Source organism: Streptomyces sp. NPDC052020 (assembly GCF_040680575.1).
In the GTDB taxonomy this organism is placed as follows: Bacteria; Actinomycetota; Actinomycetes; order Streptomycetales; family Streptomycetaceae; genus Streptomyces.
The window spans coordinates 128,610-152,618 of record NZ_JBFAWY010000011.1 but is presented as its reverse complement, the minus strand read 5'-3'; the positions used below and the strand labels follow the sequence as shown (position 1 = coordinate 152,618).

The following is a 24,009-nucleotide window of genomic DNA, read 5'->3' as shown; positions in this document are numbered from 1 at the left end:
CGACGGAGTCACCGAGGGCTTCTCAGGGGCGATGCGGGGTCACACCTCAGGGATGTCTCAGGGTCGCGGTTCGGAACTGCGGGAAGCGCGGTCCCGTTTTTCAGAACAGACAGCGGCAAGGGCCGCGAAGGAGGCGACGCCATGTCGAAGAACACCAAGATCGCCGCGGGGGGCGTGGCGGCCGGGATCATCCTGCTGATCTGGCTGCCCTGGTGGGCCGCGCTTCTGATCGTCCTGGGAGTCCCGGCCGCCGCGTACCTCGCGCTGGACCCCTCGCAGCGGCGCAGGCTGCGCCGCGCCCGCCGCAGGCAGCTCGGCCGCTGAGCCGCTAACGCGGCGCCGGGGCCGTGCCGCCCAGGCCGCACCTGTTGACGAGGTCACCGTCCGCGGGCCTGCCGACCGTCTGGTCCGCGGGCGGTGGGGTGCCTCGTTCCACCCACCCGGTCAGCGCGTCGAAAGCCGAGCGGTAGCACGGCAGGATCGGCCGCAGCCGGTCGGGATACGTGTCGTAGAGCCCGTCGACGTGCGTTCCTCCTCGGATCGTGTAGGAGCGGTGCAGCCCGCCCCGCCCGCTCCGGTCGATCATCCGTGTGTACACATCGGAGTGGGCCGCCTTCGGCAGCAAGGCATCCAGGTCACCGTGCACTGTGATCAGCGGCTTGCCGATGCGTCCGGTCAGCGCCACCCGCGCCAGGGCCCGGTGCACGGACGCGGGGCGCGACGCGTAGTCGTACGTGGCGTCGGCGGGGCACGGCGCCAGAATCCGCTCCGGCGTGGTCCCGGCGGACGGGCCCGGGCAGCCGGGGTCATACGCGGGGTCGAACTCGGCGCGGTAGATCTTCTGCGTCAGCCCCCAGTAGGTCTTCTCGTGGTACGGCCACAGAAACTCGGAGCCACGGGCGAATCCCACCGCGTACAGGTCTTCGTCCCGGGCCGTGCCGAGCATCCGTGCCACCGTCGCGGGCAGGGACGTCAGCAGGCTGGAGCCCCGTACCGACCACAGGGCACCCTCCCAGTCGACGCCGCCGTCGTACAGCTCGGGCTGGTTCTCCAACTGCCAGCGAGTCAGATAGCCGCCGTTGGAGATGCCGGTGATGTAGGTGTGGCGAGGCGCGCGCCCATAGCGCTGGGCGACCACGCGCCGGGCCGCCCGGGTGAGCTCCGTGGTCCGCGTGTTCCACTCCGCGACCGCGTCACCGGGCCGCTGTCCGTCCCGGTAGAAGTCGGCGCCGTTGTTGCCCTTGTCCGTCGCCGCGTACGCGTAGCCCTGCGCCAGGACCCGGTCGGAGATCGCCTTGTCCGTGGCGTACTGCTTGCGCGTGCCGGGAGCGCCGGTCACCACCAGGCCGCCGTTCCAGCGGTCCGGCAGCCGGATCACGAACTGGGCGTCGTGCCGCCAGCCGTGCGTGGCGTTGAAACGGGAGGTGTCGGGGAAGTAGCCGTCGACCTGGATGCCGGGTACCCCGGACGGAGTCCGGGTGGCGCTCGCGGTCAGTCCGGCCTGGTCGGCCAGGTCGGTGTACGGGGTGCCCGCGAGACCGGCCGTCGTCAGGTCGGGCAGGCAGGCACTCCGTTGCAGGGCCGCGCCGGGCACGCGGACGCGCTCCTGGCGTGCGCAGTGATCACCACCACCACCGCCCGCCGTGTTGGCGGCCGCGGCCGGGCCGGTGAGCGTGGCCGCGACGAGAGCGGCGATCGCGCAGGGAACACCGCGGGTGAGATGCATCAGGGCCTCCAACGGAGAGGGACCGGCACGGCTGCAAGGAGCGGAGGGCTGAGGGCAGGAGCTGAGCCGTGGGCGTGGGTCGCCTCATGATGTGGGTCTGTCGCACCCCCATCCATGGGTGGGGAACACAGGCGGCAAGGCCGCGGTATGGGGATTGAAGACAGGGGACAGGAACGGGGCGGGGGATTTCCAGGCCGGAGACATGCTCCCCGGTGTACCGGCGGCGTGCGGAAACTCTGCCGACCAGGCCCGGGAAGGCGCGGTGCTCCGTCCCCGTCGGCCGGCCGGTCGAGCCCGCGACCACTGAGGTGTGTCCGGGCCTCGCGCCCTGCCTGTCGCCGACCCGTGCTCGGGGGCCGGCGACGGCAGGGTGCGGGACTCCCCGGAGGGCAGGGTGCGGGACTCCCCGGAGCCCGGCCTCAGCTCGGGCGCACGGCCAGCTTGTCGAGCGCTTCGAGCAGGCCCGGGAGCTCCGAACCCCGGAGCACCGGCAGCACCTCTCCGGGCTCCTCGTCGAGCAGAACGAAGGCGATGTCGTCGGTCCTGGCCACCAGCGACCAGCCGGGACCGTCGGCGCGCAGGGTGCGCGCCTCGCCCGGTGCGAACGCCGACCGCACCCGGCCGAGCGGCGGAGGGCTGTCGAGGTACGCCCGGGCCTCCGCGAGGGCCCGCCGCACCCCTCGGCGGCCGGTGGCGGCCCGGCCGTCGCCTCCCTGCCCCGAGCCGTCCGCGGCGACGGAACCGTCGTCCTGGACCGGGACGTCCGCCGCAGCGGAACCGTCGTCCGGCACCGGGACGTTCGCGGCATCGACCCGCTGCCGCCACAGCGACCACTGGAGGGCGATCTCGTCGGCGCCCAGACGCCGCTGGGCAGGCCCCCAGCTGTCGGTGTCCGGCGGTGACAGCGCGGGGCGGCCGGCGGCCCCGGGGTCCGGATCGTGCGGCGCCGGCACCCCCGGTGCCGCCACGGCGACGGCGACGGGCCAGCCCGGCAGAGCGGCGACGACCGAACGCCCGTCCGGCGACAGGTCGTACTCCATGCCGCAGTCCCAGGACGCGATGGCGACGGCGACCAGCGACACGTCGTCGACGGCCACCGTCCACCGGGCGCCGTCACCGTCCTGCCCGAACACCAGACCGTACCCGTCGGCCAGCGGCGGAAGGCCGAGCGCCGCGCACGCCTCCGGGTAGTCGTCGCCCAGCACGCTCGGAAACGCCGCCGGCGTCAGCAGCACCGCCGTCAGCACATAGAGCGCGTCGTCCGCGGCGGTGACGGCGTTCTCATCCGTCCCGGACATCCCAGCCTCCCCCCATCGGTTCGACCAACGGCGGGCACCCTAGTGCGGCCGGAAGGCGCTTGTCACCAGGCCCGATCCCGGCGGAGCCGCGATTTCCCGGCCGGACGCGGCCAAAACGGCCGGCCACCGTCGGCAACCGGCCGGAGTCAGGCCCCCGGAAGCCCGAGCAGCGAGCGGGCCACCGTCCGGGGAGACTCGCCGCGCTCCCGCGCGAGCGCGAGGACGGCCCGGCACGCCAGCTCGTTCACCCCGAAGGACAGTGCCTCCGGCGACACCCAGCCCGCCGCCTCGTCCACCCGCTCCCGGTCGTCCTCCACGCCCGCCGACACATACGCCGCGGCGGCCTCGAAAAGGTTGTGCGCCCGCCGGTCCGGCTCCGGCGCCGCCTCCGCGCGCCAGGCGCCGAGGACTCTGCTACAGGCCTTGCCCACCCTGCCGAACATGCCGACCACCATCCCCCTGTACGGGTGCTGCCGTCCTGGCGGATCCACCATCTGCTGCTTCTCAACGTAGAGTTGCAGGCCGGGCGGCAGAAGGGGCAGGGTGCGGTGAAGCGCTTCGAGCGGCTGGAACAGATCCGGCGGATGGATCCATACCGGGAGGCGTCGGAGATCTACCGCCTCATGTCGGCCTACGAGTTCCCCTGGGACGTCACCCGCGCCCTGGAACTGGCCCTGTACCGCACGTACGCCGTCCCCGGCATCGGCCGGCTGCTCGCCGAGACGGCCGAGCTCACCGACCGCTCGCAGAAACGGTACGACGACACCGCCCTGCTCCTCGACGCCGTCGTCGAGCACGGATTCGCCAGCGAACAGGGCCGCACGGCGATCCGCCGCATCAACCAGATGCACCGCAGCTACGACATCGGCAACGACGACATGCGCTACGTCCTGTGCACGTTCGTCGTGACGCCCAAGCGGTGGATCGACGCCTACGGATGGCGCAGGCTGTCCCGCCACGAGACCATCGCGTCCGCCGTCCACTACCGCACGCTGGGACGGCACATGGGGATCAGGGACATCCCCGAGTCCTACGAGGAGTTCGAGTCCTGCCTCGACGCCTACGAGGAGGCCCACTTCGGCTGGGACGAGGGGGGGCGCCGCGTCGCCGACGCCACGCTGGACCTGATGACCTCCTGGTACCCGCGCCCGCTCGCCCCCGTGCTGCGCACCGCCATCTTCGCGCTGCTCGACGACTCCCTCCTGCGCGCTTTCCGCTACACCCCGCCGAGCCCCGCGACGCGTGCGTGGGTGCGCCGCGCGGTACGGCTGCGGGGGCGCGCGGTGCGCCTGATGCCGCCGCGGCGCGGCCCGCACTACGCCCGGCAGAACTGGGAGATCAAGGGATATCCCGACGGCTACCGGCTGGAGGAGCTCGGCACCCGTCCGGTACCGGGCGTACGGGGCTGTCCTGTACGCCACGTCGGCGGGCCGGCGGCCGAGTGAGCCGAGGGCCCGTCCCGGCCGGTCGGGCCCGGCGCGAGACCAGGACCCGCTCCGACGCCCAGCCGAGGGCCCGTCCCGGCCGGCGGGGACCGGCGCGGGGATGGCGCGCGCGAGCGTGAGGATGCCCGCCGGACGGGGGCGTCCGCGGCCGGCTCACTCCTCGCGGACGGCCAGCGCCAGGAACTGCGCGTCCTCGTCGACGTACGACGCCATACGCCATCCCGCACCGGCCAGCAGGGGCCGCAGACGGGGCTCGGCGCGCAGGTCGTCCGGTGTGATCCGGCGGCCTTGCCGTGCCGCGAGGGCGGCCCTGCCGATCGGGTGGAACAGGGCCAGTACCCCGCCGGGGCGCACCACACGGGCCAACTCCCGCAGGTTCTCCGCCGGATGGGGCAGATGCGCCACGAGACCCGCCGCGAACACGGCGTCGAGCGAGCGGGAGCGCAACGGCAGCGCGGCGACATCGGTCAGCAGCAGCCGTCCGTCCCGGTCCCGCCCGGCCCGTACCGCGGCGTCCAGCATGGCCGGTGTCAGATCGGCCCCGATCACCACGCCCGTCGGTCCCACGGCCGCCCGCAGGGGCGGCAGGGCCCGTCCGGTGCCGCAGCCCGCGTCGAGCACGCGGTCCCCCGGGCGCAGGCCGATCGCGGCCACCGCGGCCGCGTAGGCGGGGCCGTCGTCGGGGAACCGGCTGTCCCAGTCGGCGGCGCGGGCGGTGAAGAACTCCTGGACGTGCGTGTGGTCGTCGCTCATGCTCCGCATGATCCCGCACCGGTGTCCCACCGGCACGGGAACGTCCGCCGCCACGGCTCCCGGGACGTCTCCCGCGCGAGCGACCTCGGCGGGGAGACCCCGCGGTGCCGCGCGACAGGCGGTCCCGCGCCGGGGGACGGAGGCGCTGATCACCTCGCCGGGCACACCGGGGGGCACACACCGCCCGGCCGCTCGACTCGGTGGGCTGACCGAGGATCGCCCGGAGGCCCACCCGACCTCAGTCCGCCACGCCCTTGTGCGCCACGACCTTGTCGACGGTGACGCGTACCAGGAGTTCACCCGGGACGCCGTTACGGGCGGCGAACTCCTGCGCGCGTTCCCCGCCCATGTAGCGGGCCCCGATGCGCGCGGCCCAGTGCCGCATCTCGCCGAGATCCTCCGACAGCCGGGCGCGGCCGTGCACCACGACGAAGTCGAAGGGCGGCCGGTCGTCGTCCACGCACAGGGCGACCCGGCCGTCACGGGCCAGATTCCGCCCCTTCACCGAGTCCTTGCCGGTGGTGAACACCACCTCGTCCCCGTCCAGCAGGAACCAGACCGGCGCCACATGCGGACCGCCGTCCGCGCGGACGGTCGAGAGCTTTGCCGTGCGGGTGCCGTAGGAGACGAACGCCCGCCATTCCTCGTCGGTCATCTTCTGTGCCATGTCCCCATCCTCCTTGCCCGCAGCCCGGCCGTGGGGAAGGCTGGCGGGCAGACCCCTCCGCTCAGGGGGAGATATCGCACGGGGAAAACACGGGGAGACAGGACCATGGCGCAGAATCGGGGACTCGGCTGGCTGCTGGACGACCTGACCGAGCGCGTGCAGCATGTGCGGCACGCACTCGTGCTGTCCAACGACGGACTGGTGACGGGGGCGAGTACGGGGTTGCGGCGCGAGGACGCCGAGCACCTCGCCGCCATCTCCTCCGGACTGCACAGTCTGGCGAAGGGCTCGGGCCGCCACTTCGGCGCCGGCCGGGTACGTCAGACGATGGTGGAGTTCGACGACGCGGTGCTGTTCGTCACCGCGGCCGGCAGCGGCAGCTGCCTGTGCGTGCTCAGCGGGGCGGACGCCGACATCGGGCAGATCGCGTACGAGATGACGCTGCTCGTGAACCGGGTGGGGGAACACTTGGACGTGGACGCCCGCCAGCCCGAGCGGACACCCAGCAGAGAGCTCTGACCTGGGCGTTCACCCCGCCCCCGTGGAGTTTTCCACAGGCTCACCGGCAGGGACCGGCAAGCGGCTACTGTGTGTGAGCGCGCAGGCGCAGACGGCGCCGACGCGTACACTCCACGGGGGAGACGATCATGTCCGGCAACACCGCAACGCACCAGAACCCGGCCGCCACCGAGCAAACCGCCGACGCCCGGCCCACTCCGGCCGGGCCGCCGGCGTTGATCACGCGGAGCAACGCGGCGCGTGAACTCGGCGTGAAACCCAGCGAGCTGGACATCGCCGTCCACCTGGGACGCGTCCGCACCGTCCCCGACGGCGCCGGCCGCCGGCACGTCCCGCGTACCGAGATCGAGCGGCTCCGCGGCGAGGAAGGCTTCCCGCAGTCCCTGCGCGAGAGCGTGAGCACCGTGGGCACCACCCGGGGGGCGGCCCTCATGGGCGTGGCCAAGGCCCGGTTCACCCGCCTCGCCCGCCTGGGCCTTCTAACACCGGTCACCTTCTACGTCAACCGCTACCGGGCGGTGGTCTGGCTCTATCTGGCGGACGAGCTGCGCCAGTTCGCGGCCGACCGGCGGAACGCCCCGCTGCTGGAGGGCCGTCTGCCCGAAGAACAGCGGACGCGGCTGGACACGGGCCTGGACCTGCGCCCCCGCGCCTGGCGGGGGCGGCATCTGGGATTCATGCTGCGCCAGGCCCGCGACCCCTGGGCACGGGCGGCGGCGGTGGCGTCACTGCTCGATGCGGTCCACCTCTCGCGGACCGTGCGGGACCCCTACGAGCGCTCCCACCTGAACCGCCTCCGGAGGGAACCTCCCGGGCACGGCTCGCCCGGCTCCCCGGCCGCGCGGATCGCCGCGGACATCGCGACGGCGGACGACCCGCAGGAGATCGAGTGGCTCCAGGCAGAACTTTTCCGCGAGCTGGCCGTCGCCCGCGACCAGCGGCCGGCCCCCCGGCCGGCGCCGAAACCGGCGGCACACCGTCCGGCACGGGAGCCGGCCTGTCCGCGGCCGGCCTCGCGGCCCACCGCGTCCCACCCGGCACCACGGCACCGGCCACCCGGGCGCCCCGGCCCCGAACGGACCCGCCGTGTGCTGAGCTGGTTCCGCCGCAGAGGCTCGTGAGTCCGGGGCGACGGCGCTACAGAGCCCGGAAGAGCCCTTCCTGGACGACGGACACCAGCAGACGCCCCCGTACGTCGTAGATGCGGCCACGGGCCAGGCCCCGTCCGCCCGTCGCGATCGGCGACTCCTGGTCGTACAGGAACCACTCGTCCGCGCGGAACGGGCGGTGGAACCACATGGCGTGGTCCAGCGACGCCATGTCGAAGCCGCGCGGTCCCCACAGGGGTTCGACCGGGATGCGCACGGCGTCCAGGAGCGTCATGTCACTGGCGTAGGTCAGGGCGCAGGTGTGCACGAGCGGATCGTCACCGAGCGGCCCGACCGCGCGCATCCACACGGCGCTGCGCGGCTCGGCGTCCTTGATCTCCTCGGCGCTCCAGCGCAGCCGGTCCACATAACGGATGTCGAAGGGCTGGCGCCGGGCCATCCGCTCCAACTGCTCGGGCAGCGCGCCGAGATGCTCACGGATCTCGTCGGCCACCGTCGGCAGGGACTCCGGGAGCGGAACCTCACGGGCCGGCGGCAGCTGGTGCTCGAAACTCCCCGGTTCAGGCTTGTGGAAGGAGGCGGTGAGATTGAAGATCGTGCGGCCCTGCTGCACGGCGGTGACCCGGCGGGTCGTGAAGGACCGCCCGTCGCGGACCCGCTCGACCTGGTACACGATCGGCACGCCCGGCCGGCCCGGGCGCAGGAAGTACGCGTGCAGCGAGTGCACGGGGCGGTCGCCGTCCGTGGTCCGGCCGGCGGCGACCAGCGCCTGGCCGGCGACCTGGCCGCCGAAGACCCGTTGCAGGGACTCCTGCGGACTGCGGCCGCGGAAGATGTTGACCTCGATCTGCTCCAGGTCGAGCAGGTCGACGAGCCGTTCGGCCGGATTCGTCATGGGTGCGTTTCTCCTGTGCTCAGAGCTGGCCGACGTCGGTGACACGGACGACGGCGCGTCCCTCCGCGTCGGAGGCCGTGAGATCGACCTCCGCGCTGATGCCCCAGTCGTGGTCACCGCGCGGGTCGTCGAAGATCTGCCGGACACGCCACAGGGCGTTCTGCGGCTCCTCCTCGATGATCAGCAGCTTCGGGCCGCGGGCGTCGGGACCGGTGCCCAGCTCGTCGTACTCGTCCCAGTACTTGTCCATCGCCTCGCCCCAGGCGTCCGCGTCCCAGCCGGAATCGGCGTCCATCTCGCCCAGTTCCCCGACCTGGTCGAGGGCGGCCAGCTCCACCCGGCGGAACATCGCGTTGCGCACCAGCACACGGAAGGCACGGGTGTTGGTGGTGACCGGCTTGACCTGGTCCGCCTGCTCCTGCGCCTCCTCGGCGGTCATCTCCTCCGGGTTGGCGAGCTGCTCCCACTCGTCGAGCAGGCTGGAGTCGACCTGGCGCACCGTCTCGCCCAGCCACTCGATCAGATCCTGCAGATCCTCGGACTTGAGGTCGTCCGGGATGGTGTGCTCCAGGGCCTTGTAGGCGCTGGCGAGGTAGCGCAGCACGATGCCCTCGGTGCGGGCCAGCTCGTAGAAGGAGACCAGCTCCGTGAAGGACAGCGCCCGCTCGTACATGTCGCGCACGACCGACTTCGGCGACAGCGGATGGTCACCCACCCACGGATGGCTGCGGCGGTAGGTGTCGTACGCGTGGAAGAGCAGCTCCTCCAGCGGCTTGGGGTAGGTGATGTCCTGGAGGCGCTCCATGCGCTCCTCGTACTCCACCCCGTCCGCCTTCATGGCGGCGACGGCCTCGCCGCGCGCCTTGTTCTGCTGGGCGGCGAGGATCTGCCGCGGGTCGTCCAGCGTCGACTCCACGACCGACACCATGTCCAGCGCGTACGACGGCGACTCGGGATCGAGCAGTTCGAACGCGGCCAGCGCGAACGTGGACAGCGGCTGGTTCAGCGCGAAGTCCTGCTGGAGGTCGACCGTGAGGCGGACGATACGGCCCTCGGCGTCCGGCTGGTCGAGCTTCTCGACGATGCCGCCGTCCAGCAGCGAACGGTAGATGGCGATGGCCCGCCGGATGTGCCGCAGCTGCTGCTTGCGCGGCTCGTGACTGTCCTCCAGCAGATGCCGCATCGCCTCGAAGGCGTTGCCGGGCCGGGCGATCACCGACAGCAGCATCGTGTGGGTCACCCGGAAACGGGACGTCAGCGGCTCCGGCTCGGACTCGATGAGCTTCTCGAAGGTCTTCTCCGTCCAGCCGACGAAGCCCTCGGGCGCCTTCTTGCGGACGACCTTGCGGCGCTTCTTCGGATCGTCACCCGCCTTGGCGAGCGCCTTCTCGTTCTCGATGACGTGCTCCGGCGCCTGGGCGACGACGAACCCCTCCGTGTCGAAGCCCGCCCGCCCGGCCCGCCCGGCGATCTGGTGGAACTCACGCGCGCGCAGCGTGCGGACACGGTTGCCGTCGTACTTGGTCAGGGCCGTGAACAGCACCGTGCGGATCGGGACGTTGACACCCACCCCGAGCGTGTCCGTGCCGCAGATGACCTTCAGCAGACCGGCTTGGGCCAGCTTCTCCACCAGACGCCGGTACTTGGGCAGCATGCCGGCGTGGTGCACACCGATGCCGTGGCGCACGTAGCGGGAGAGGTTGCGGCCGAACTTCGTGGTGAAGCGGAAGTTGCCGATCAGCTCGGCGATCTTGTCCTTCTCCTCCCGCGTGCACATGTTGATGCTCATCAGCGCCTGCGCCCGCTCCACCGCCTGCGCCTGCGTGAAGTGCACGATGTAGACGGGGGCCTGCCGGGCCTCCAGCAGATCGGTGAGCGTCTCCGTGAGCGGCGTGTACCGGTACTCGTACGACAGGGGCACCGGTCGGGTCGCCGAGCGGACCACCGCCGTGGGGCGGCCGGTGCGGCGTGTGAGGTCCTTCTCGAAGAAGGACACGTCGCCGAGGGTGGCCGACATCAGGACGAACTGCGCCTGCGGCAGTTCCAGCAGCGGGATCTGCCACGCCCAGCCGCGGTCCGGCTCGGCGTAGAAGTGGAACTCGTCCATGACGACCTGGCCGACGTCCGCGTCCTTGCCGTCACGCAGCGCGATCGAGGCCAGCACCTCGGCGGTGCAGCAGATCACGGGGGCGTCGGCGTTCACGGAGGCGTCGCCGGTGAGCATGCCGACGTTCTCGGTGCCGAACAGCTTGCACAGCTCGAAGAACTTCTCCGACACCAGCGCCTTGATCGGAGCCGTGTAGAAGGTGACCTCGTCCCGGGCCAGCGCCGCGAAATGGGCAGCCGCCGCGATCATGCTCTTGCCGGATCCGGTGGGCGTCGACACGATCACGTTCGCACCGGAGACGACCTCGATCAGCGCCTCCTCCTGATGGGGGTAGAGCGTGAGACCCCGCTCCTGCGCCCATGTCTCGAAGGCTTCGTAGAGGGCGTCGGGGTCGGCGGTCGGCGGCAGCTGATCGATGAGGGTCACGCCCCCATCTTGCCTGGCCCGGGCCCCGATGCGGGAATCGGATGCGGGCTCGAAGATCATGAAGGCTACGCTGTGGCGACGGCGGCACGTCGGCGAGCCGGGCCAACTGAACAGCGGCACACGAGGAATGGGGCGGGCAACGGCGATGATGGGACCAGCACACTCACTGTCGGGCGCCGCCGCCTGGCTCGGCGTCGGCGCGGCCGTCGCCGCGGCCGGGCACCCGATGCCCTGGCCGGTCCTGCTGTGCGGCGCGCTGATCTGCGCCGGTGCCGCGCTCGCCCCGGACCTGGATCACAAGGCGGCCACGATCTCCCGGGCCTTCGGACCTGTCTCACGGGGCCTGTGCGAGATCGTCGACAAGTTGTCGTACGCCGTCTACAAAGCCACCAGGAAGCAGGGCGACCCGCGCCGCTCCGGCGGGCACCGTACGCTCACGCACACCTGGGTGTGGGCGGTCCTGATCGGCGGGGGCACCTCGGTCCTGGCGATCACCGGCGGCCGCTGGGCGGTGCTGGCGATCCTCTTCGTGCACATGGTGCTGGCCATCGAGGGCCTGCTGTGGCGGGCGGCGCGCGGCTCCAGCAGCGACGTCCTGGTCTGGCTGCTCGCCGCGACCAGCGCGTGGATCCTGGCCGGCGTCCTGGACCAGCCGCAGGGCGGCGCCGACTGGCTCTTCACGGCGCCGGGCCAGGAGTACCTGTGGCTCGGACTGCCGATCGTGCTGGGCGCGCTGGTCCACGACATCGGGGACGCGCTGACCGTGTCGGGCTGCCCGATACTGTGGCCGATACCGGTCGGCCGCAAGCGCTGGTACCCGGTCGGCCCGCCCAAGGGCATGCGGTTCCGGGCGGGCAGCTGGGTGGAGCTCAAGGTGCTCATGCCGGCGTTCATGGTGCTGGGCGGAGTGGGCGGTGCGGCGGCGCTGAACGTCATCTGACGCCCCGGCCCGCGCCCGGTGCCCCGCCCGGGCCCGCCGGTCAGGGCGCGCCGCCGGAGCCCTGGCCCTCACCGCCCCCGTAGCGGCGCTCGAACCGGGCGACGCGGCCCTCGGTGTCCACCGTCCGTGCCTTGCCCGTGTAGAAGGGGTGGCTCTCCGAGGAGATCTCCACGTCCACGACCGGGTAGGTCTCGCCGTCGTCCCACTCGATGGTCTGGTCGCTGGTCGCGGTGGACCGGGTGAGGAAGGCGTAGCCGGCGGCGCGGTCGCGGAAGACGACGGGGTGGTAGTCGGGGTGCTTGTCCTGCTGCATGGGTTCTCCTCGTGCGGCGGGGGCCGGAGCCGTGGCGGTGCGCCCACGGCGGGGATCGGCGGGGTGGCGGGGGGCGGAGGAGGCCGTGGTCTAGCGGCGGCTCGTCGTACGCGTTCGGTCCGTTCCGTGGGTGCAGGTCGTGCCGCTGGGTCAGGCGGTTCCGCGGGGGAGTACGTCCTCGTCGACTATGTGCACCGCGGCCTCCTCGGCGGAGGCTGCCGCGCCGTCGATGCCCACGTCGGTGGCGACCAGCGCGGGCTCCTCGTCCTCGTGTGCCCCCTGGTCGGGTGCCACAAGCCGGCCGGAGCGGGCCGCGCCGACCTCGTTGTCCCACAGCTCTCCGTCGGTGCCCTGGCAGTCGCCGAGACCGTCGCCGTCGGGGGCGATGTTGTCCGGGAGCTCCTCGGCGAGCCGCTGGTCCAGGGTCTCGCCGTCCCGGCGCTCGGCGGCCGTCACGCCGGTGTGCTCCACGGCCCAGGGCCGCTCCGGCGGGGACCAGCCCCGGTCGAGGGGATCGTCGACACCGTCGTACTCCAGGGTGTCCTCCGAGTCGAGCAGCCCCGTGTCCTCCCTCTGCTCGGACCTGTCGGGCTGGTAGACGTCGTCTCCCCATCCGTCGGCGCTGTTCACGGGTACCTCCAGGGGGGTGGGGACGGGCCCCTCGTCACCGCGGGCGGCGGCGGGCCGCCGCTCCCGCTCGGGGCACAGGCGCCACCCGGTGCCGAGCCGCGTGGTTCCCGGGCGCTCCCCGAGCTGGTGCCTCTCACCAGCCTTCCACCCCCGTTCGGCACCGCGCAACGGCAGAGGCCCGGGCCGGGGATCCGCGTGGCCTGGACCGGGGTCGGCATGGCCTGGCCCGGACGCCCCCGACGCGCGGGCCCGGGCGCCCCCCGACGGCGCACGCCAGGGTGGCCCGACGGCCCTCGCGCGGTGCCGGCCAGGCCCGGGCGGCCGGGCGATCGGCGCCGCCCGGCCCGGCCGCTCCAGGACGCCGGGGCGGCTCCCGTCCGGGGCTCCCCGGGGCGCCTCTCACCCGGCTCCCGCGCCCCGGCACGGAAGCCGGAGGGTCCCCGCTCCCGTCCCGGGGCGGACACGCCCGTCCGTGCGAGCCCGTCCGTGTGGCCGTACGGACCCGCCCGTCTCACAAGGGGCGCCCCTGGTCAGCCGTGCCAGGACCGCCACAGGGCCGCGTAGGCGCCGTCCGCGGCGACCAGCTCGTCGTGGCTGCCCAGTTCGCTGATCCGGCCGTTCTCGACCACGGCGATGACGTCCGCGTCGTGGGCGGTGTGCAGGCGGTGGGCGATGGCGACCACCGTGCGGCCGTCCAGGACGCGGGCCAGGGACCGCTCCAGGTGGCGTGCCGCCCGCGGGTCGAGCAGGGAGGTCGCCTCGTCCAGGACCAGGGTGTGCGGGTCGGCCAGCACCAGCCGGGCCAGCGCGATCTGCTGCGCCTGCGCCGGGGTGAGCGCCACGCCGCCCGAGCCGACCTCCGTGTCCAGGCCGTCGTCCAGGGCACGGGCCCAGCCGTCCGCGTCGACCGCGCCGAGGGCGGCCCACAGCTCGGCGTCGGTGGCATCGGTGTCGGCGAGCCGGAGGTTGTCGCGCAGGGAGCCCACGAAGACGTGGTGTTCCTGGTTGACGAGGGCGACGTGCGAGCGGATCCGTTCGGCGGGCATCCGGGACAGCTCGGCGTCGCCCAGGGTGATGCTTCCCTCGCGCGGCGCGTAGATCCCGGCGAGCAGCCTGCCGAGGGTGGACTTGCCGGCGCCGGAGGGACCGACCAGTGCCATCCTGGTGCCCGGGGCCACCTTCAGGGACACCTCGCGCAGCACGTCCGTGCCCTCGCGATACCCGAACCGCACCCGGTCGGCCCGGACGTCACGGCCGTCGGGCACCAGGGCGCGGTCACCGGCGTCCGGTTCGATGTCGCGTACGCCGACGAGCCGGGCCAGCGACACCTGCGCCACCTGGAGCTCGTCGTACCAGCGCAGGATCAGCCCCACCGGATCGACCAGCATCTGGGCGATCAGCGCGCCCGTCGTCAGCTGGCCGACCCCGATCCACCCCTGGAGGACGAAGACACCACCGATCATCAGGACGGAGGCCAGCACCGTGACGTGGGTGACGTTGATGACCGGGAAGAGCACCGATCGCAGCCAGAGGGTGTAGCGCTCCCACGCGGTCCACTCCTTGATCCGGCGCTCCGACAGCTCGACGCGGCGGGCGCCGAGGCGGTGGGCCTCGACGGTGCGGCCGGCGTCGACGGTCTCGGCGAGCGCGGCCGCGACGGCGGCGTACCCGGCGGCCTCCGAGCGGTAGGCGGCGGGCGCCCGCCGGAAGTACCAGCGGCAGCCGATCACCAGCACCGGCACGGCGAGCAGCACGGCGGGCGCCAGCGGCGGGGCCGTGACCACCAGCCCGCCCAGCAGCAGGACCACCCACACCACGCCGATCGCCAGCTGGGGGACGGCCTCGCGCATGGCGTTGGCGAGCCGGTCGATGTCGGTCGTGATGCGGGAGAGCAGATCACCGGTGCCGGCCCGCTCCAGGACGCCGGGCGGCAGCCCGACCGACCGGACGAGAAAGTCCTCGCGCAGGTCGGCCAGCATCCGCTCGCCGAGCATCGCCCCGCGCAGACGCACCTGGTGCACGAAGGCCGCCTGGAGCACGAGGGCGGTGACGAACAGCGTCGCCGTGAACCCCAGGCGCAGGTCCCCGGCTCCGTCGGAGACCCGCTCGACCAGGCCGCCCAGCAGCCAGGGACCGGCCATGGAGGCGACGACGGCGACGGTGTTGACGGTGACGAGGAGCACGAACGCGCGGCGGTGCCGGCGCAGCAGCTCCGTCACGTAGGCGCGTACGGTCGCGGGGGCGCCGACGGGCAGGGTGCTCGCCGTCGTCGGGGCCGCCGGGTCGTAGGACGGGGGCGCCACGCCGATCATGCTGTCTCCTCGATCTCTTCCAGTTCCTTCAGGACCTCCCGGACGCCGTCGACGCCATGGACGCCGGCGCGGTCGTGCCCGTCGTGCGCGGAGACGGCCTCGTCCTCCGTCTCGCGGGTCACCACCGCCCGGTACCGCGGCTCGGTGCGCAGCAGCTCGCGGTGGCCGCCCACCGCCGCCACCTCGCCCGCGTGCAGGAACGCGACCCGGTCGGCGCGGTCCAGCAGCAGCGGGGAGGAGGTGAAGACCACGGTCGTGCGTCCCGTCCGCAGTTCCCGTACGCCCTGCGCGATTCGCGCCTCGGTGTGCGAGTCCACGGCGGAGGTCGGTTCGTCCAGGACGAGCACTTCCGGGTCGGTGAACAGGGAGCGGGCCAGCGCGAGCCGCTGGCGCTGGCCGCCCGACAGGGAACGGCCGCGTTCGGTGATGCGGGCGTCCATCGGGTCCTCGGCGCCGAGCGAGCCCTGCACGAGCGCGGCCAGCACGTCCTCGCACTGTGCCGCCGCCAGGGCCTCCTCGGCGGCGACGCCGCCGGACGCGGGCACGTCGAGCAGTTCCCGCAAGGTGCCCGAGAGCAGCACCGGGTCCTTGTCCTGGACGAGGACGGCGGTGCGGGCGCAGTCCAGGGGCAGTTCGTCGAGCGGGACGCCGCCCAGCAGGGCCGAGGTGCCTTCCTCGCAGGCGTGTCCCCCCAGCCGTTCCGCGAGACGGCCGGCCGCGTCCGGGTCCCCGCACACGACGGCGGTGAGCCGGCCGGCCGGGGCGAGCAGGCCGGTGGCCGGGTCGTACAGGTCTCCGGAGGGCACTTCGGCGGCGCGCGAACCCCCGGTGTCGGTGGCGCGCTCCAGCGACAGCACGCGCGCCGCCCGCCTGGCCGAGGGGCGGGAGAAGGAGTACGCCATGGCGATCTCCTCGAAGTGCCGCAGCGGGTAGGTGAGGAGCATGACCGAGCTGTAGACGGTGACGAGTTCGCCGACGCCGATGCGGCCCTCGCGGGCCAGGTGCACGCCGTGCCAGACCACCGCTATCAGCAGCAGGCCCGGCAGGAGCACCTGGATCGCGGCGATCAGGGACCACATGCGGGCGCTGCGCACGGCGGCGTGGCGGACCTCCTGGGAGGCGCGGCGGTAACGGTCGAGGAAGAGTTCCTCGCCGCCGATGCCGCGCAGCACACGCAGACCGGCCACGGTGTCCGAGGCCAGTTCGGTCGCGCGGCCCGCCCTCTCCCGCTGGACGTCGGCCCGCCGGGTCGCCCGGGGCAGCAGGGGCAGCACGGCGAGCGCGAGGACGGGCAGGCCCATGATGACCACGACGCCTAGGGCGGGCTGGTAGACGAGGAGGCTCACGCAGACCAGCACGATGGTCAGCGCCGCCGCGGTGAAGCGGGAGACGGCCTCCACGAACCAGCCGATCTTCTCGACGTCACCGGTGGAGACGGCCACGACCTCGCCCGCCGCCACCCGCCGGGTCAGTGCCGAGCCGAGCAGGGCGGCCTTGCGGGCCAGCAGTTGCTGGACGCGGGCCGCCGCGGTGATCCAGTTGGTGATCGCGGTGCGGTGCAGGAAGGTGTCGCCGAGTGCGTTGGCCGCGCAGCACAGGGCCATCAGGCCGCCCGCGAGCGCGAGCCGGGTGCCGGAGCGGTCGATGACGGCCTGGACGGCGATGCCGACGCAGAACGGCAGTGCCGACACGGCGGCGAAGTGCAGCAGTCCCCAGGCCAGGGACTTGAGCTGGCCGCCCAGTTGATTGCGGAAGAGCCACCACAGAAAGCGGGGGCCCGAACGTGCGTCCGGCACGCCCGGATCGGGAAAGGGAAGGTCTTGGATCTGCATGACGTCCCAGCGGCTTGGGTCGGGGTGCCGCACGACACGGCATCAAGGGGCAGCAAACCGTCAAAGGTTCGCGTCGGCGCGCGGTCGAAATCAAACGGTTTTCCGCAGAGCGCACAGAACCGGCTGCCGTGCGGCGGGCGGTGGCGTGTGAGGGCGGGCGGGGGCCGGGACACCCGCCCGAACGGCGGTGGGAGGATGGAGCGATGCGGAAACGGGGTGTACGGCGCGTGGCGGCCGCGTGGGTGGTCGCCGGTTCCCTGCTGGTGGCGTCGGCCGCCTGCGGCCGCCCGGACGGCGGGCGTCCGCGGGCGGACGGTGCGCAGTCCCCGGCGGCGGGCGGGGCGGCCCGGACGCGCGCCGCGACGCACGACACGTCCCGCGTTCCGGGCATCGGCGACCGTCTCCACGGGCGTATCCCCGCCGGCTCCCGCCAGGTGGTGGCGGTGTACGGCGAGGGGAAGGACTCCGCCGACTCCACCGTCGTGCTGTACACGAAGCACGGCTCCGCCTGGCACCGGGGGCGGAGCTGGTCGGCGCACAACGGCACGAGGGGCTGGACGACGCACCACCGCGAGGGCGACAAGCGCAGCCCCGTCGGGGTGTTCACGCTCAGCGACGCGGGCGGTGTCCTGCCGGACCCGGGGTCCCGTCTGCCGTACACGCGGTCCGCCGCCTTCGCGGCGCCGCGCTGGTGGGCCAAGGCGTACCGGCACGACTTCGACTACGTGATCGCCATCGACTACAACCGCGTCAAGGGCACTGCGCCGAACGACCCGACCCGCCCCGAGGGGGCCGCCGCGGGCGGCGGCATCTGGCTCCACCTCGACCACGGCAGCGGCACCTCGGCCTGCGTGAGTCTGCCGAAAGCGGCGATGGAGTATCTGCTGCGGACGCTCGACCCGCAGCTGCGCCCGGTCGTGGTGATGGGGGACGGGGCGGCCCTGGGGGCATGAAGCCCGAGGTTCTGTCCTCCGGCGGCGTCTGCCGGGGCACCGGAGCGGCGGCGCGCACCGGGCCGGGCGCTGCCGCGCGGGCACCGGCCGCCCCGGTGACCCGCCGCGACGACCTCGGGGCGGCCCGGCCGACCCGCCGTCACCGCCGCCTCACCCGGCGGCCGTCTCAAGGGGACGTGTGGCCGCAGTCCCCTGGGGGCGCCCCGTCGACCAGCGTGTCCAGCAGACCCCCGAGCACCGCGCGCTGCTCGTCCGTCAGCGGGGCCAGTATCTCCTCCGCGGCCGACCGGCGGGCGCGGCGCAGCTCGCGCAGGGCCGTGCGCCCGTCGGCGGTGAGCTCGATGCGGATCACCCGGCGATTGGCCGGATCCGGCACCCGGCGTACCTTCCCGGCCCCCTCCAGCCCGTCGACCAGCGTCGTCACGGCCCGGGGCACGACTTCCAGCCGCTGTGCCAGATCGGCCATACGGGGCGGTGAGGTGTAGTGCGCCAGGGTGCGCAGCAGCCGCGACTGGGCCGGCGTGATGCCGAGGTCGCGCTGCTCCAGATGGCGTTTCTGAATGCGGTGCACCCGGCGGGTGAGCCGCAGCAACTGCTCGGCGAGCAGGCCGTCGGGATCGGGGCTGGTCATGCGGGAACGATATCAGCACAAGGTTCATTGTGAGTATAGGTAACAATGAGCTATGCTCCGTCGCGTTCGCGGTCCCGCGGATCCGAGCCGCGGGCCCTGGTCCGTGTCGCCCCACCACCCGTAGGAGCCCATGCATCCCGACCACCAGCCGTCCTGGACCCCGCCCCCCGGCACCACCGAACAGCCCCGGCAAGTACGCCGCGTCCTCGGGCTCTTCCGCCCCTATCGCGGCCGGCTGGCGGTCGTCGGCCTCCTGGTCGCCGCCTCGTCGCTGGTCTCGGTCGCCACGCCCTTCCTGCTGAAGGAGATCCTCGACGTCGCGATTCCCCAGGGGCGCACGGGCCTGCTGAGCCTGCTCGCCCTCGGCATGATCCTCAGCGCCGTCCTGACCAGCGTCTTCGGCGTGCTCCAGACGCTGATCTCGACGAAGGTCGGCCAGCGCGTCATGCACGACCTGCGCACCGCGGTCTACGGCCGCTTGCAGCGCATGTCGCTCGCCTTCTTCACCCGCACCCGCACCGGCGAGGTGCAGTCCCGCATCGCCAACGACATCGGCGGCATGCAGGCCACCGTCACCTCCACGGCCACCTCCCTGGTCTCCAACCTCACCAGCGTGGTCGCCACCATCGCCGCGATGGTGGCCCTCGACTGGCGGCTGACCGTCGTCTCGCTCGTCCTGCTTCCCGTGTTCGTGTGGATCAGCCGCCGCGTCGGCAACGAACGCCGCAAGATCACCACCCAGCGGCAGAAGCAGATGGCGGCGATGGCCGCCACGGTCACCGAGTCGCTCTCCGTCAGCGGCATCCTGCTCGGCCGCACCATGGGCCGTGCGGACTCGCTCACCCGAGCCTTCGCCGACGAGTCCGACCGCCTGGTCGGTCTGGAGGTGCGGTCCACCATGGCGGGCCGCTGGCGGATGGCCGTCATCACGATCGTCATGGCCGCCATGCCCGCCGTCATCTACTGGGCCGCGGGCCTGGCGCTCCACGTCGGCGGCCCGGACGTCTCGATCGGCACCATCGTCGCCTTCGTCTCGCTCCAGCAGGGCCTGTTCCGCCCGGCCGTCAGCCTGCTGTCGACCGGCGTGCAGATCCAGACCTCGCTCGCGCTCTTCCAGCGCATCTTCGAGTACCTCGACCTGCCGATCGACATCACCGAACGGAAGGACCCCGTCCGCCTCGACCGCATCAAGGGCGAGGTCCGTTTCGAGAACGTCGAGTTCCGCTACGACGACAAGAGCGCCCCCGTCCTGGACGGCGTCGACGTCACCGTACCCGCGGGCGGCAGCCTCGCGGTGGTCGGCCCGACCGGTGCCGGCAAGTCCACCCTCGGCCATCTGGTGCCGCGCCTGTACGACGTGACCGGCGGCCGGGTCACCCTGGACGGGGTCGACGTGCGCGACCTGGACTTCGACACCCTCGCCCGCGCGGTCGGCGTCGTCTCGCAGGAGACGTACCTCTTCCACGCCTCGGTCGCCGACAACCTGCGCTTCGCCAAGCCCGACGCCACCGACGAGGAACTGGTCGCGGCGGCCAGGGCGGCCCAGATCCACGATCACATCGCGTCCCTGCCCGACGGCTACGACACCGTCGTCGGCGAGCGCGGCCACCGCTTCTCCGGGGGCGAGAAGCAGCGCCTGGCGATCGCCCGCACCATTCTGCGCGACCCTCCGGTCCTCATCCTCGACGAGGCGACCAGCGCCCTGGACACCCGGACCGAGGCGGCCGTCCAGGAGGCCATCGACGCGCTGTCCGCCCACCGCACCACGCTCACCATCGCCCACCGCCTGTCCACCGTCCGGGGCGCGGACCAGATCCTGGTCCTCGACGCGGGGCGCGTGGCCGAGCGGGGCACGCACGAGGAGCTGCTGAGGCGGGACGGGCGCTATGCGGCGCTGGTCCGCCGGGACGCCCGACTGGAGCCGACAAAATGAAGATATGCCGGGTTTGTGGAGTTTTGGGGGTTACCGTGCCCGCATGCAGATGAACACTCCGCCACGGAGCACGAGGAGCACGATTCGACTGACGCGCCGGGGTCGCCTCGTCTTGATCGCGACCGGAGCCGTCGTGGCCGGCACCGCCGTGGCGGTGCCGCTGCTGTCCCTGGGCGGCGACGAGAAGCCCCGCCCGACCGCCTTGGTCATCCCCGAGGGCTGGCGCGCGAGCCAGGTCTACGAGGCCGTCGACAAGGCCCTCGAACTGCCCCCCGGCACCACCAGGAAGTCCCTGGCCAAGGCCCGCCTCAGGTTGCCGGGCGACGCGGAGGGCAACCCCGAGGGCTACCTCTTCCCGGCGACGTATCCGCTCGGCGCCGACGCCACGCCGGAGAAGCTGCTGGCCGCCATGGTCGACACGGCCAACAAGAAATTCAACGGCGCCCCCATCGCCGCCGGCGCGCAGCGCAACGAGATGAACGTCTACCAGGCGGTGACCATCGCCAGCATCGTGCAGGCCGAGGCCGCCACCGAGGCGGACATGGGCAAGGTCTCCCGGGTGATCTTCAACCGTCTGGAGCGCGGCATGCCGTTGCAGATGGACAGCACCCTCAACTACGCGCTGAACCGCTCCACGCTGCGGACGTCGGTCAAGGACACGCGGCTCGACAGCCCGTACAACTCCTACCAGCGCATGGGGCTGCCGCCGACGCCCATCGACAGCCCGGGCGAGGCCGCGATGCGTGCCGCGATCAACCCCACGCCCGGCGACTGGCTGTACTTCGTCACGGTCAAGCCGGGCGACACCCGCTTCACCGCCGACTACCGGAAGCACCAGCGCAACGTCGAGGAGTTCAACCGCAACCAGCGCAGCGCGTCCGCGTCGGCCCGCTGACCCGGCGGGGCATCACGCGGCGACCGCCGCCTCCGCCGGCCCGGCCGCGAGCAGCCGCCTGATGTCCCGTACGGCGGCGCGGCCCGCCCGGTTCGCCCCGATGGTGCTGGCCGACGGCCCGTAGCCGACCAGATGGACCCGCGGGTCCGCGACCGCGCGCGTCCCCTCGACGCGGATCCCGCCGCCCGGCTCGCGCAGGCGCAGCGGCGCCAGATGACCGAGAGCCGCCCGGAAGCCGGTCGCCCACAGGATGACGTCGGCCGCCACGCGCCGTCCGTCGCTCCATTCCACTCCGTCGGGCGTGATCCGCTCGAACAGGGGCCGCCGGTCCAGGATCCCCTCCTCGATGCCGGTGCGGATCGCGTCGTTCAGCGGCAGCCCCGTCACCGACACCACGCTCCGCGGCGGCAGCCCCCGCCGCACCCGCTCCTCCACCAGCGCGACCGCCGCCCGGCCCGCGTCCTCGTCGAACGGTCCGTCCCGGAAGACGGGCGGACGCCGGGTCACCCAGGTGGTGGCCGCGGCGTACGGGGCGATCTCCAGCAGGTGCTGCGTGCCGGAGGCGCCCCCGCCCACCACGACGACCCGCTGCCCGGCGAACTCCCGCGGCCCGGCGTACCGCGCGGTGTGCAGCTGCCGCCCCCGGAAGGTCTCCTGGCCCGGATAGCGCGGCCAGAACGGGCGGTCCCAGGTGCCGGTGGCGTTGACCAGCGCCCGTGCCGCCCAGGTGCCCGCCGAGGTCTCCACGAGCAGCCGGCCGCCGTCCCCCTCGCGGACCGCCCGCACGCCGACGGGCCGCCGGACCCGCAGACCGAAGGCACGCTCGTACGCGGCGAAGTACTCGGAGACCACCTCGGCGGACGGCCGCGCGGGGTCGGCGCCGGTCAGTTCCATCCCCGGCAGGGAGTTCATGCCGTGCACCCTGCCGAAGGTCAGCGACGGCCAGCGGAACTGCCACGCGCCGCCGGGGCCGGGGGAGCGGTCGAGCACCACGAAGTCCCGCTCCGGCTCGAAGCCGGTGCGCCGCAGATGAAAGGCGGCGGACAGGCCCGCCTGACCCGCGCCGACGACGACGACCTCGACCTCGCGCACGCTGTTCACGCTTCCACCAACAGCGTCCCGGTCACGGATCTTCCCGGGCCCGCGCGCCCCCTCCCGGCCGGAACCCGGCGCGTACGTCAGGATGGGAACCATGTCAGATGCCTTCACCACCCGAGTCCTGAACATCTCCACCGGCTCCCAGGAGAGGGTCGTCGACATCACCGGCGACTGCGCGTCCTTCCTGCGCGAGGCGGCGGCCGGCCGCGACGGGCTGCTCAACGTCTTCGTCCCGCACGCCACGGCCGGGATCGCCGTCATCGAGACCGGCTCGGGCAGCGACGACGACCTCCTGGCCGCCCTGCACGCCCTGCTGCCGGCCGACGACCGCTGGCAGCACCGCCACGGCAGCCCCGGCCACGGCCGCGACCACGTCCTGCCGGCCTTGGTCCCGCCGCACGCCACCCTGCCGGTCGTGGACGGCCGCCTGGAACTGGGGACGTGGCAGTCGGTGTGCCTGGTGGACACCAACCGGGACAATCCCGACCGGCGGGTTCGACTGAGCTTCCTGGGCTGACCGACGAGTCCGGCGCGGGGGTCGTGCGGGGCCGGCTGGTACCGGCCGGCGGGACCCGCGTCGCCCCCGCTCTCCAGCGGCGGGCCCCTTTGCGGGCCGTGTGCCGGGATATGCCGGTCTCTGCGGCGGTGTGCGCGACGGGACGGCCCGCGAGTCTGACCGGAATCCGCCTGCCGTGAACGGTCAGCCGAGCGTCACGGTGGGAGACGAACCCTGGGTGCCGTGTCAGCCGCTGATTCCGGTGTACGCGCGCAGTCCCTTCCGCCATAGCCGCAGCGACAAGAGGAAAGCCGCAGCTCCGCAGAGGGGGGAGGCCAGTGCGAGCCACGTTGGTACCAGCAATTGATTGGCGTGCCCTGTGAGAACGGCCGCTGGTATGTAGGCCACGAAGGCGAGCGGAAGGACGAATGTCAGGGCCGCGTGTACTGTCTTGGGGAGGATGTGCAGCGGATAGTTCCCGAAGACGGACATGATCTCGTCAGCCCATTCCCACCACGGACCGGCAAGGGGTGAGCGAAGGGCCAGAGAGCCGAGGGCCGTCGCTACAGCCCCTTCCAGCAGCGTGCCGCCGATGACCGCTGCCAGGGCGTACCCCGCGCGGGCAGGTGTCCAGGAAATGTTCATGCTGGTGAGGGCGAGTGCACACAGGGTGAGAGCGACGCAGAGATCACCTAGTCCGTTGGGGTGGAACCGGCTGAGGAGGACCTGTCGGTAGACGGACATGGGGCGAAGAAGGAAGCCTTCGATTCGCCCTTCTTGAACGGTGCGGGGCAAGAGGACCAGGTTGTGGAAGGCGACAACCGCCAGTGCGTGGCTGAGTAGGCGCATCGACGCGATGAGAAGTACCTCGCCTCGACTCCATCCGCCCATTCCGGGAAACCGGCTCACGAGTACGGTGGCAAAGACGAGTACCGACGACTGCCACAGGATGCCGAATATCAGCCCGAGGAGGAAGTCGCCGCGATACTCCAAGCGGGCTCGCACATTGAGTCGTATCAGAGCCGCCGCGG

Annotated in this window: 23 protein-coding genes and 1 pseudogene; 9 read left to right on the top strand and 15 right to left on the bottom strand. The window is 72.8% G+C overall.

Features of this window, described 5'->3' with window-relative positions:
• Positions 1 to 141: 141 nt before the first annotated feature.
• Entirely contained in the window at positions 142 to 324 is a 183-nt protein-coding gene (locus tag AB0L74_RS14395; protein ID WP_365650442.1) for a hypothetical protein, read from the top strand.
• A gap of 4 nt (positions 325 to 328) precedes the next feature.
• Here AB0L74_RS14395 and AB0L74_RS14390 read toward each other — a convergent pair whose 3' ends face one another.
• The 3 genes from AB0L74_RS14390 to AB0L74_RS14380 all read right to left on the bottom strand — a co-directional run bounded on the left by AB0L74_RS14390 (position 329) and on the right by AB0L74_RS14380 (position 3,467).
• A complete protein-coding gene (locus AB0L74_RS14390) occupies positions 329 to 1,726 on the bottom strand; it encodes a tannase/feruloyl esterase family alpha/beta hydrolase (RefSeq protein ID WP_365650439.1) in 1,398 nt (465 codons plus the stop codon).
• A 419-nt stretch (positions 1,727 to 2,145) separates the two neighbouring features.
• A complete protein-coding gene (locus tag AB0L74_RS14385) occupies positions 2,146 to 3,024 on the bottom strand; it encodes a hypothetical protein (RefSeq protein ID WP_365650437.1) in 879 nt (292 codons plus the stop codon).
• A gap of 146 nt (positions 3,025 to 3,170) precedes the next feature.
• Positions 3,171 to 3,467 (bottom strand): hypothetical protein, encoded by a 297-nt coding sequence (locus AB0L74_RS14380; protein WP_365650434.1) that lies wholly within the window; start codon positions 3,465 to 3,467, stop codon positions 3,171 to 3,173.
• A gap of 105 nt (positions 3,468 to 3,572) precedes the next feature.
• On the opposite strand from AB0L74_RS14380, the gene AB0L74_RS14375 reads away from it, so the two are divergent.
• Entirely contained in the window at positions 3,573 to 4,469 is an 897-nt protein-coding gene (locus tag AB0L74_RS14375; RefSeq protein WP_365650675.1) for an oxygenase MpaB family protein, read from the top strand.
• 153 nt (positions 4,470 to 4,622) lie between these two features.
• On the opposite strand, the gene AB0L74_RS14370 is transcribed toward AB0L74_RS14375, so the two are convergent.
• Together AB0L74_RS14370 and AB0L74_RS14365 are read right to left on the bottom strand one after the other, a co-directional pair.
• Positions 4,623 to 5,222: a class I SAM-dependent methyltransferase gene (locus AB0L74_RS14370; RefSeq protein ID WP_365650431.1), complete on the bottom strand. Its 600-nt coding sequence runs from the start codon at positions 5,220 to 5,222 to the stop codon at positions 4,623 to 4,625.
• Between the two features lie 238 nt (positions 5,223 to 5,460).
• Positions 5,461 to 5,889: a PPOX class F420-dependent oxidoreductase gene (locus AB0L74_RS14365; RefSeq protein WP_365650428.1), complete on the bottom strand. Its 429-nt coding sequence runs from the start codon at positions 5,887 to 5,889 to the stop codon at positions 5,461 to 5,463.
• A gap of 105 nt (positions 5,890 to 5,994) precedes the next feature.
• Here AB0L74_RS14365 and AB0L74_RS14360 point away from each other — a divergent pair, with 105 nt between their 5' ends.
• The gene (locus AB0L74_RS14360; RefSeq protein ID WP_365650426.1) at positions 5,995 to 6,408 is read left to right on the top strand and encodes a roadblock/LC7 domain-containing protein; all 414 of its coding nucleotides are present in this window, start codon (positions 5,995 to 5,997) and stop codon (positions 6,406 to 6,408) included.
• A 128-nt stretch (positions 6,409 to 6,536) separates the two neighbouring features.
• Positions 6,537 to 7,529: a DUF6397 family protein gene (locus tag AB0L74_RS14355; protein WP_365650424.1), complete on the top strand. Its 993-nt coding sequence runs from the start codon at positions 6,537 to 6,539 to the stop codon at positions 7,527 to 7,529.
• Positions 7,530 to 7,545: 16 nt separating this feature from the next.
• On the opposite strand, the gene AB0L74_RS14350 is transcribed toward AB0L74_RS14355, so the two are convergent.
• The gene (locus AB0L74_RS14350) at positions 7,546 to 8,412 is read right to left on the bottom strand and encodes an acyl-CoA thioesterase II (protein ID WP_365650422.1); all 867 of its coding nucleotides are present in this window, start codon (positions 8,410 to 8,412) and stop codon (positions 7,546 to 7,548) included.
• A 19-nt stretch (positions 8,413 to 8,431) separates the two neighbouring features.
• On the bottom strand, positions 8,432 to 10,945 hold the full coding sequence (locus AB0L74_RS14345) for a DUF3516 domain-containing protein (RefSeq protein ID WP_365650420.1): 2,514 nt from the start codon (positions 10,943 to 10,945) through the stop codon (positions 8,432 to 8,434).
• Between the two features lie 145 nt (positions 10,946 to 11,090).
• Here AB0L74_RS14345 and AB0L74_RS14340 point away from each other — a divergent pair, with 145 nt between their 5' ends.
• Entirely contained in the window at positions 11,091 to 11,885 is a 795-nt protein-coding gene (locus tag AB0L74_RS14340; protein WP_365650418.1) for a metal-dependent hydrolase, read from the top strand.
• Between the two features lie 40 nt (positions 11,886 to 11,925).
• Here the strand turns inward: AB0L74_RS14340 and AB0L74_RS14335 are convergent, their stop codons facing one another.
• The 4 genes from AB0L74_RS14335 to AB0L74_RS14320 form a co-directional block, all read right to left on the bottom strand.
• Complete coding sequence (locus AB0L74_RS14335; RefSeq protein WP_365650416.1) at positions 11,926 to 12,198, bottom strand: type B 50S ribosomal protein L31; 273 nt, start codon at positions 12,196 to 12,198, stop codon at positions 11,926 to 11,928.
• A gap of 150 nt (positions 12,199 to 12,348) precedes the next feature.
• Complete coding sequence (locus tag AB0L74_RS14330) at positions 12,349 to 12,828, bottom strand: DUF5709 domain-containing protein (RefSeq protein ID WP_365650414.1); 480 nt, start codon at positions 12,826 to 12,828, stop codon at positions 12,349 to 12,351.
• A gap of 530 nt (positions 12,829 to 13,358) precedes the next feature.
• Complete coding sequence (locus AB0L74_RS14325) at positions 13,359 to 15,140, bottom strand: ABC transporter ATP-binding protein (RefSeq protein ID WP_365650411.1); 1,782 nt, start codon at positions 15,138 to 15,140, stop codon at positions 13,359 to 13,361.
• Complete coding sequence (locus AB0L74_RS14320; protein ID WP_365650409.1) at positions 15,137 to 16,972, bottom strand: ABC transporter ATP-binding protein; 1,836 nt, start codon at positions 16,970 to 16,972, stop codon at positions 15,137 to 15,139. The genes AB0L74_RS14325 and AB0L74_RS14320 overlap by 4 nt, the downstream gene beginning before the upstream one ends.
• A gap of 203 nt (positions 16,973 to 17,175) precedes the next feature.
• Here AB0L74_RS14320 and AB0L74_RS14315 point away from each other — a divergent pair, with 203 nt between their 5' ends.
• Positions 17,176 to 17,925: a L,D-transpeptidase family protein gene (locus tag AB0L74_RS14315; RefSeq protein ID WP_365650407.1), complete on the top strand. Its 750-nt coding sequence runs from the start codon at positions 17,176 to 17,178 to the stop codon at positions 17,923 to 17,925.
• Positions 17,926 to 18,091: 166 nt separating this feature from the next.
• Here AB0L74_RS14315 and AB0L74_RS14310 read toward each other — a convergent pair whose 3' ends face one another.
• Entirely contained in the window at positions 18,092 to 18,556 is a 465-nt protein-coding gene (locus AB0L74_RS14310) for a MarR family transcriptional regulator (protein ID WP_365650405.1), read from the bottom strand.
• 130 nt (positions 18,557 to 18,686) lie between these two features.
• On the opposite strand from AB0L74_RS14310, the gene AB0L74_RS14305 reads away from it, so the two are divergent.
• Positions 18,687 to 20,489 carry an ABC transporter ATP-binding protein gene (locus AB0L74_RS14305; RefSeq protein ID WP_365650403.1) on the top strand — a complete coding sequence of 601 codons (1,803 nt, stop codon included), beginning with the start codon at positions 18,687 to 18,689 and terminating at the stop codon, positions 20,487 to 20,489.
• Positions 20,490 to 20,532: 43 nt separating this feature from the next.
• A complete protein-coding gene (mltG, locus tag AB0L74_RS14300) occupies positions 20,533 to 21,384 on the top strand; it encodes an endolytic transglycosylase MltG (RefSeq protein WP_365650401.1) in 852 nt (283 codons plus the stop codon).
• A 12-nt stretch (positions 21,385 to 21,396) separates the two neighbouring features.
• On the opposite strand, the gene AB0L74_RS14295 is transcribed toward mltG, so the two are convergent.
• Positions 21,397 to 22,485, bottom strand: a complete 1,089-nt coding sequence (locus tag AB0L74_RS14295; protein ID WP_365650399.1) for an NAD(P)-binding domain-containing protein — start codon at positions 22,483 to 22,485, stop codon at positions 21,397 to 21,399.
• Between the two features lie 91 nt (positions 22,486 to 22,576).
• Between AB0L74_RS14295 and AB0L74_RS14290 the strand changes: the two genes are divergently transcribed.
• Entirely contained in the window at positions 22,577 to 22,999 is a 423-nt protein-coding gene (locus tag AB0L74_RS14290; protein ID WP_365650397.1) for a secondary thiamine-phosphate synthase enzyme YjbQ, read from the top strand.
• Positions 23,000 to 23,066: 67 nt separating this feature from the next.
• On the opposite strand, the pseudogene AB0L74_RS14285 reads toward AB0L74_RS14290, so the two are convergent.
• Together AB0L74_RS14285 and AB0L74_RS14280 are read right to left on the bottom strand one after the other, a co-directional pair.
• Positions 23,067 to 23,267, bottom strand: a pseudogene (locus AB0L74_RS14285) (leucine zipper domain-containing protein); the annotation flags it as partial.
• On the bottom strand, positions 23,225 to 23,971 hold the full coding sequence (locus tag AB0L74_RS14280; protein WP_365650395.1) for an ABC-2 family transporter protein: 747 nt from the start codon (positions 23,969 to 23,971) through the stop codon (positions 23,225 to 23,227). The gene AB0L74_RS14280 and the pseudogene AB0L74_RS14285, both read right to left, overlap by 43 nt.
• Between the last annotated feature and the right edge of the window lie 38 nt (positions 23,972 to 24,009).

Bases quoted from the DNA above. Each gene is read 5' to 3' on its own strand.
- AB0L74_RS14380 (WP_365650434.1), bottom strand. From the start codon at position 3,467: ATGTTCGGCAGGGTGGGCAAGGCCTGTAGCAGAGTCCTCGGCGCCTGG.
- AB0L74_RS14305 (WP_365650403.1), top strand. From the start codon at position 18,687: ATGCATCCCGACCACCAGCCGTCCTGGACCCCGCCCCCCGGCACCACC.
- mltG (WP_365650401.1), top strand. From the start codon at position 20,533: ATGCAGATGAACACTCCGCCACGGAGCACGAGGAGCACGATTCGACTG.
- AB0L74_RS14340 (WP_365650418.1), top strand. From the start codon at position 11,091: ATGATGGGACCAGCACACTCACTGTCGGGCGCCGCCGCCTGGCTCGGC.
- AB0L74_RS14390 (WP_365650439.1), bottom strand. From the start codon at position 1,726: ATGCATCTCACCCGCGGTGTTCCCTGCGCGATCGCCGCTCTCGTCGCG.
- AB0L74_RS14395 (WP_365650442.1), top strand. From the start codon at position 142: ATGTCGAAGAACACCAAGATCGCCGCGGGGGGCGTGGCGGCCGGGATC.
- AB0L74_RS14315 (WP_365650407.1), top strand. From the start codon at position 17,176: ATGCGGAAACGGGGTGTACGGCGCGTGGCGGCCGCGTGGGTGGTCGCC.
- AB0L74_RS14350 (WP_365650422.1), bottom strand. From the start codon at position 8,412: ATGACGAATCCGGCCGAACGGCTCGTCGACCTGCTCGACCTGGAGCAG.
- AB0L74_RS14355 (WP_365650424.1), top strand. From the start codon at position 6,537: ATGTCCGGCAACACCGCAACGCACCAGAACCCGGCCGCCACCGAGCAA.
- AB0L74_RS14370 (WP_365650431.1), bottom strand. From the start codon at position 5,222: ATGAGCGACGACCACACGCACGTCCAGGAGTTCTTCACCGCCCGCGCC.
- AB0L74_RS14310 (WP_365650405.1), bottom strand. From the start codon at position 18,556: ATGACCAGCCCCGATCCCGACGGCCTGCTCGCCGAGCAGTTGCTGCGG.
- AB0L74_RS14325 (WP_365650411.1), bottom strand. From the start codon at position 15,140: ATGATCGGCGTGGCGCCCCCGTCCTACGACCCGGCGGCCCCGACGACG.
- AB0L74_RS14290 (WP_365650397.1), top strand. From the start codon at position 22,577: ATGTCAGATGCCTTCACCACCCGAGTCCTGAACATCTCCACCGGCTCC.
- AB0L74_RS14335 (WP_365650416.1), bottom strand. From the start codon at position 12,198: ATGCAGCAGGACAAGCACCCCGACTACCACCCCGTCGTCTTCCGCGAC.
- AB0L74_RS14365 (WP_365650428.1), bottom strand. From the start codon at position 5,889: ATGGCACAGAAGATGACCGACGAGGAATGGCGGGCGTTCGTCTCCTAC.
- AB0L74_RS14385 (WP_365650437.1), bottom strand. From the start codon at position 3,024: ATGTCCGGGACGGATGAGAACGCCGTCACCGCCGCGGACGACGCGCTC.
- AB0L74_RS14320 (WP_365650409.1), bottom strand. From the start codon at position 16,972: ATGCAGATCCAAGACCTTCCCTTTCCCGATCCGGGCGTGCCGGACGCA.
- AB0L74_RS14360 (WP_365650426.1), top strand. From the start codon at position 5,995: ATGGCGCAGAATCGGGGACTCGGCTGGCTGCTGGACGACCTGACCGAG.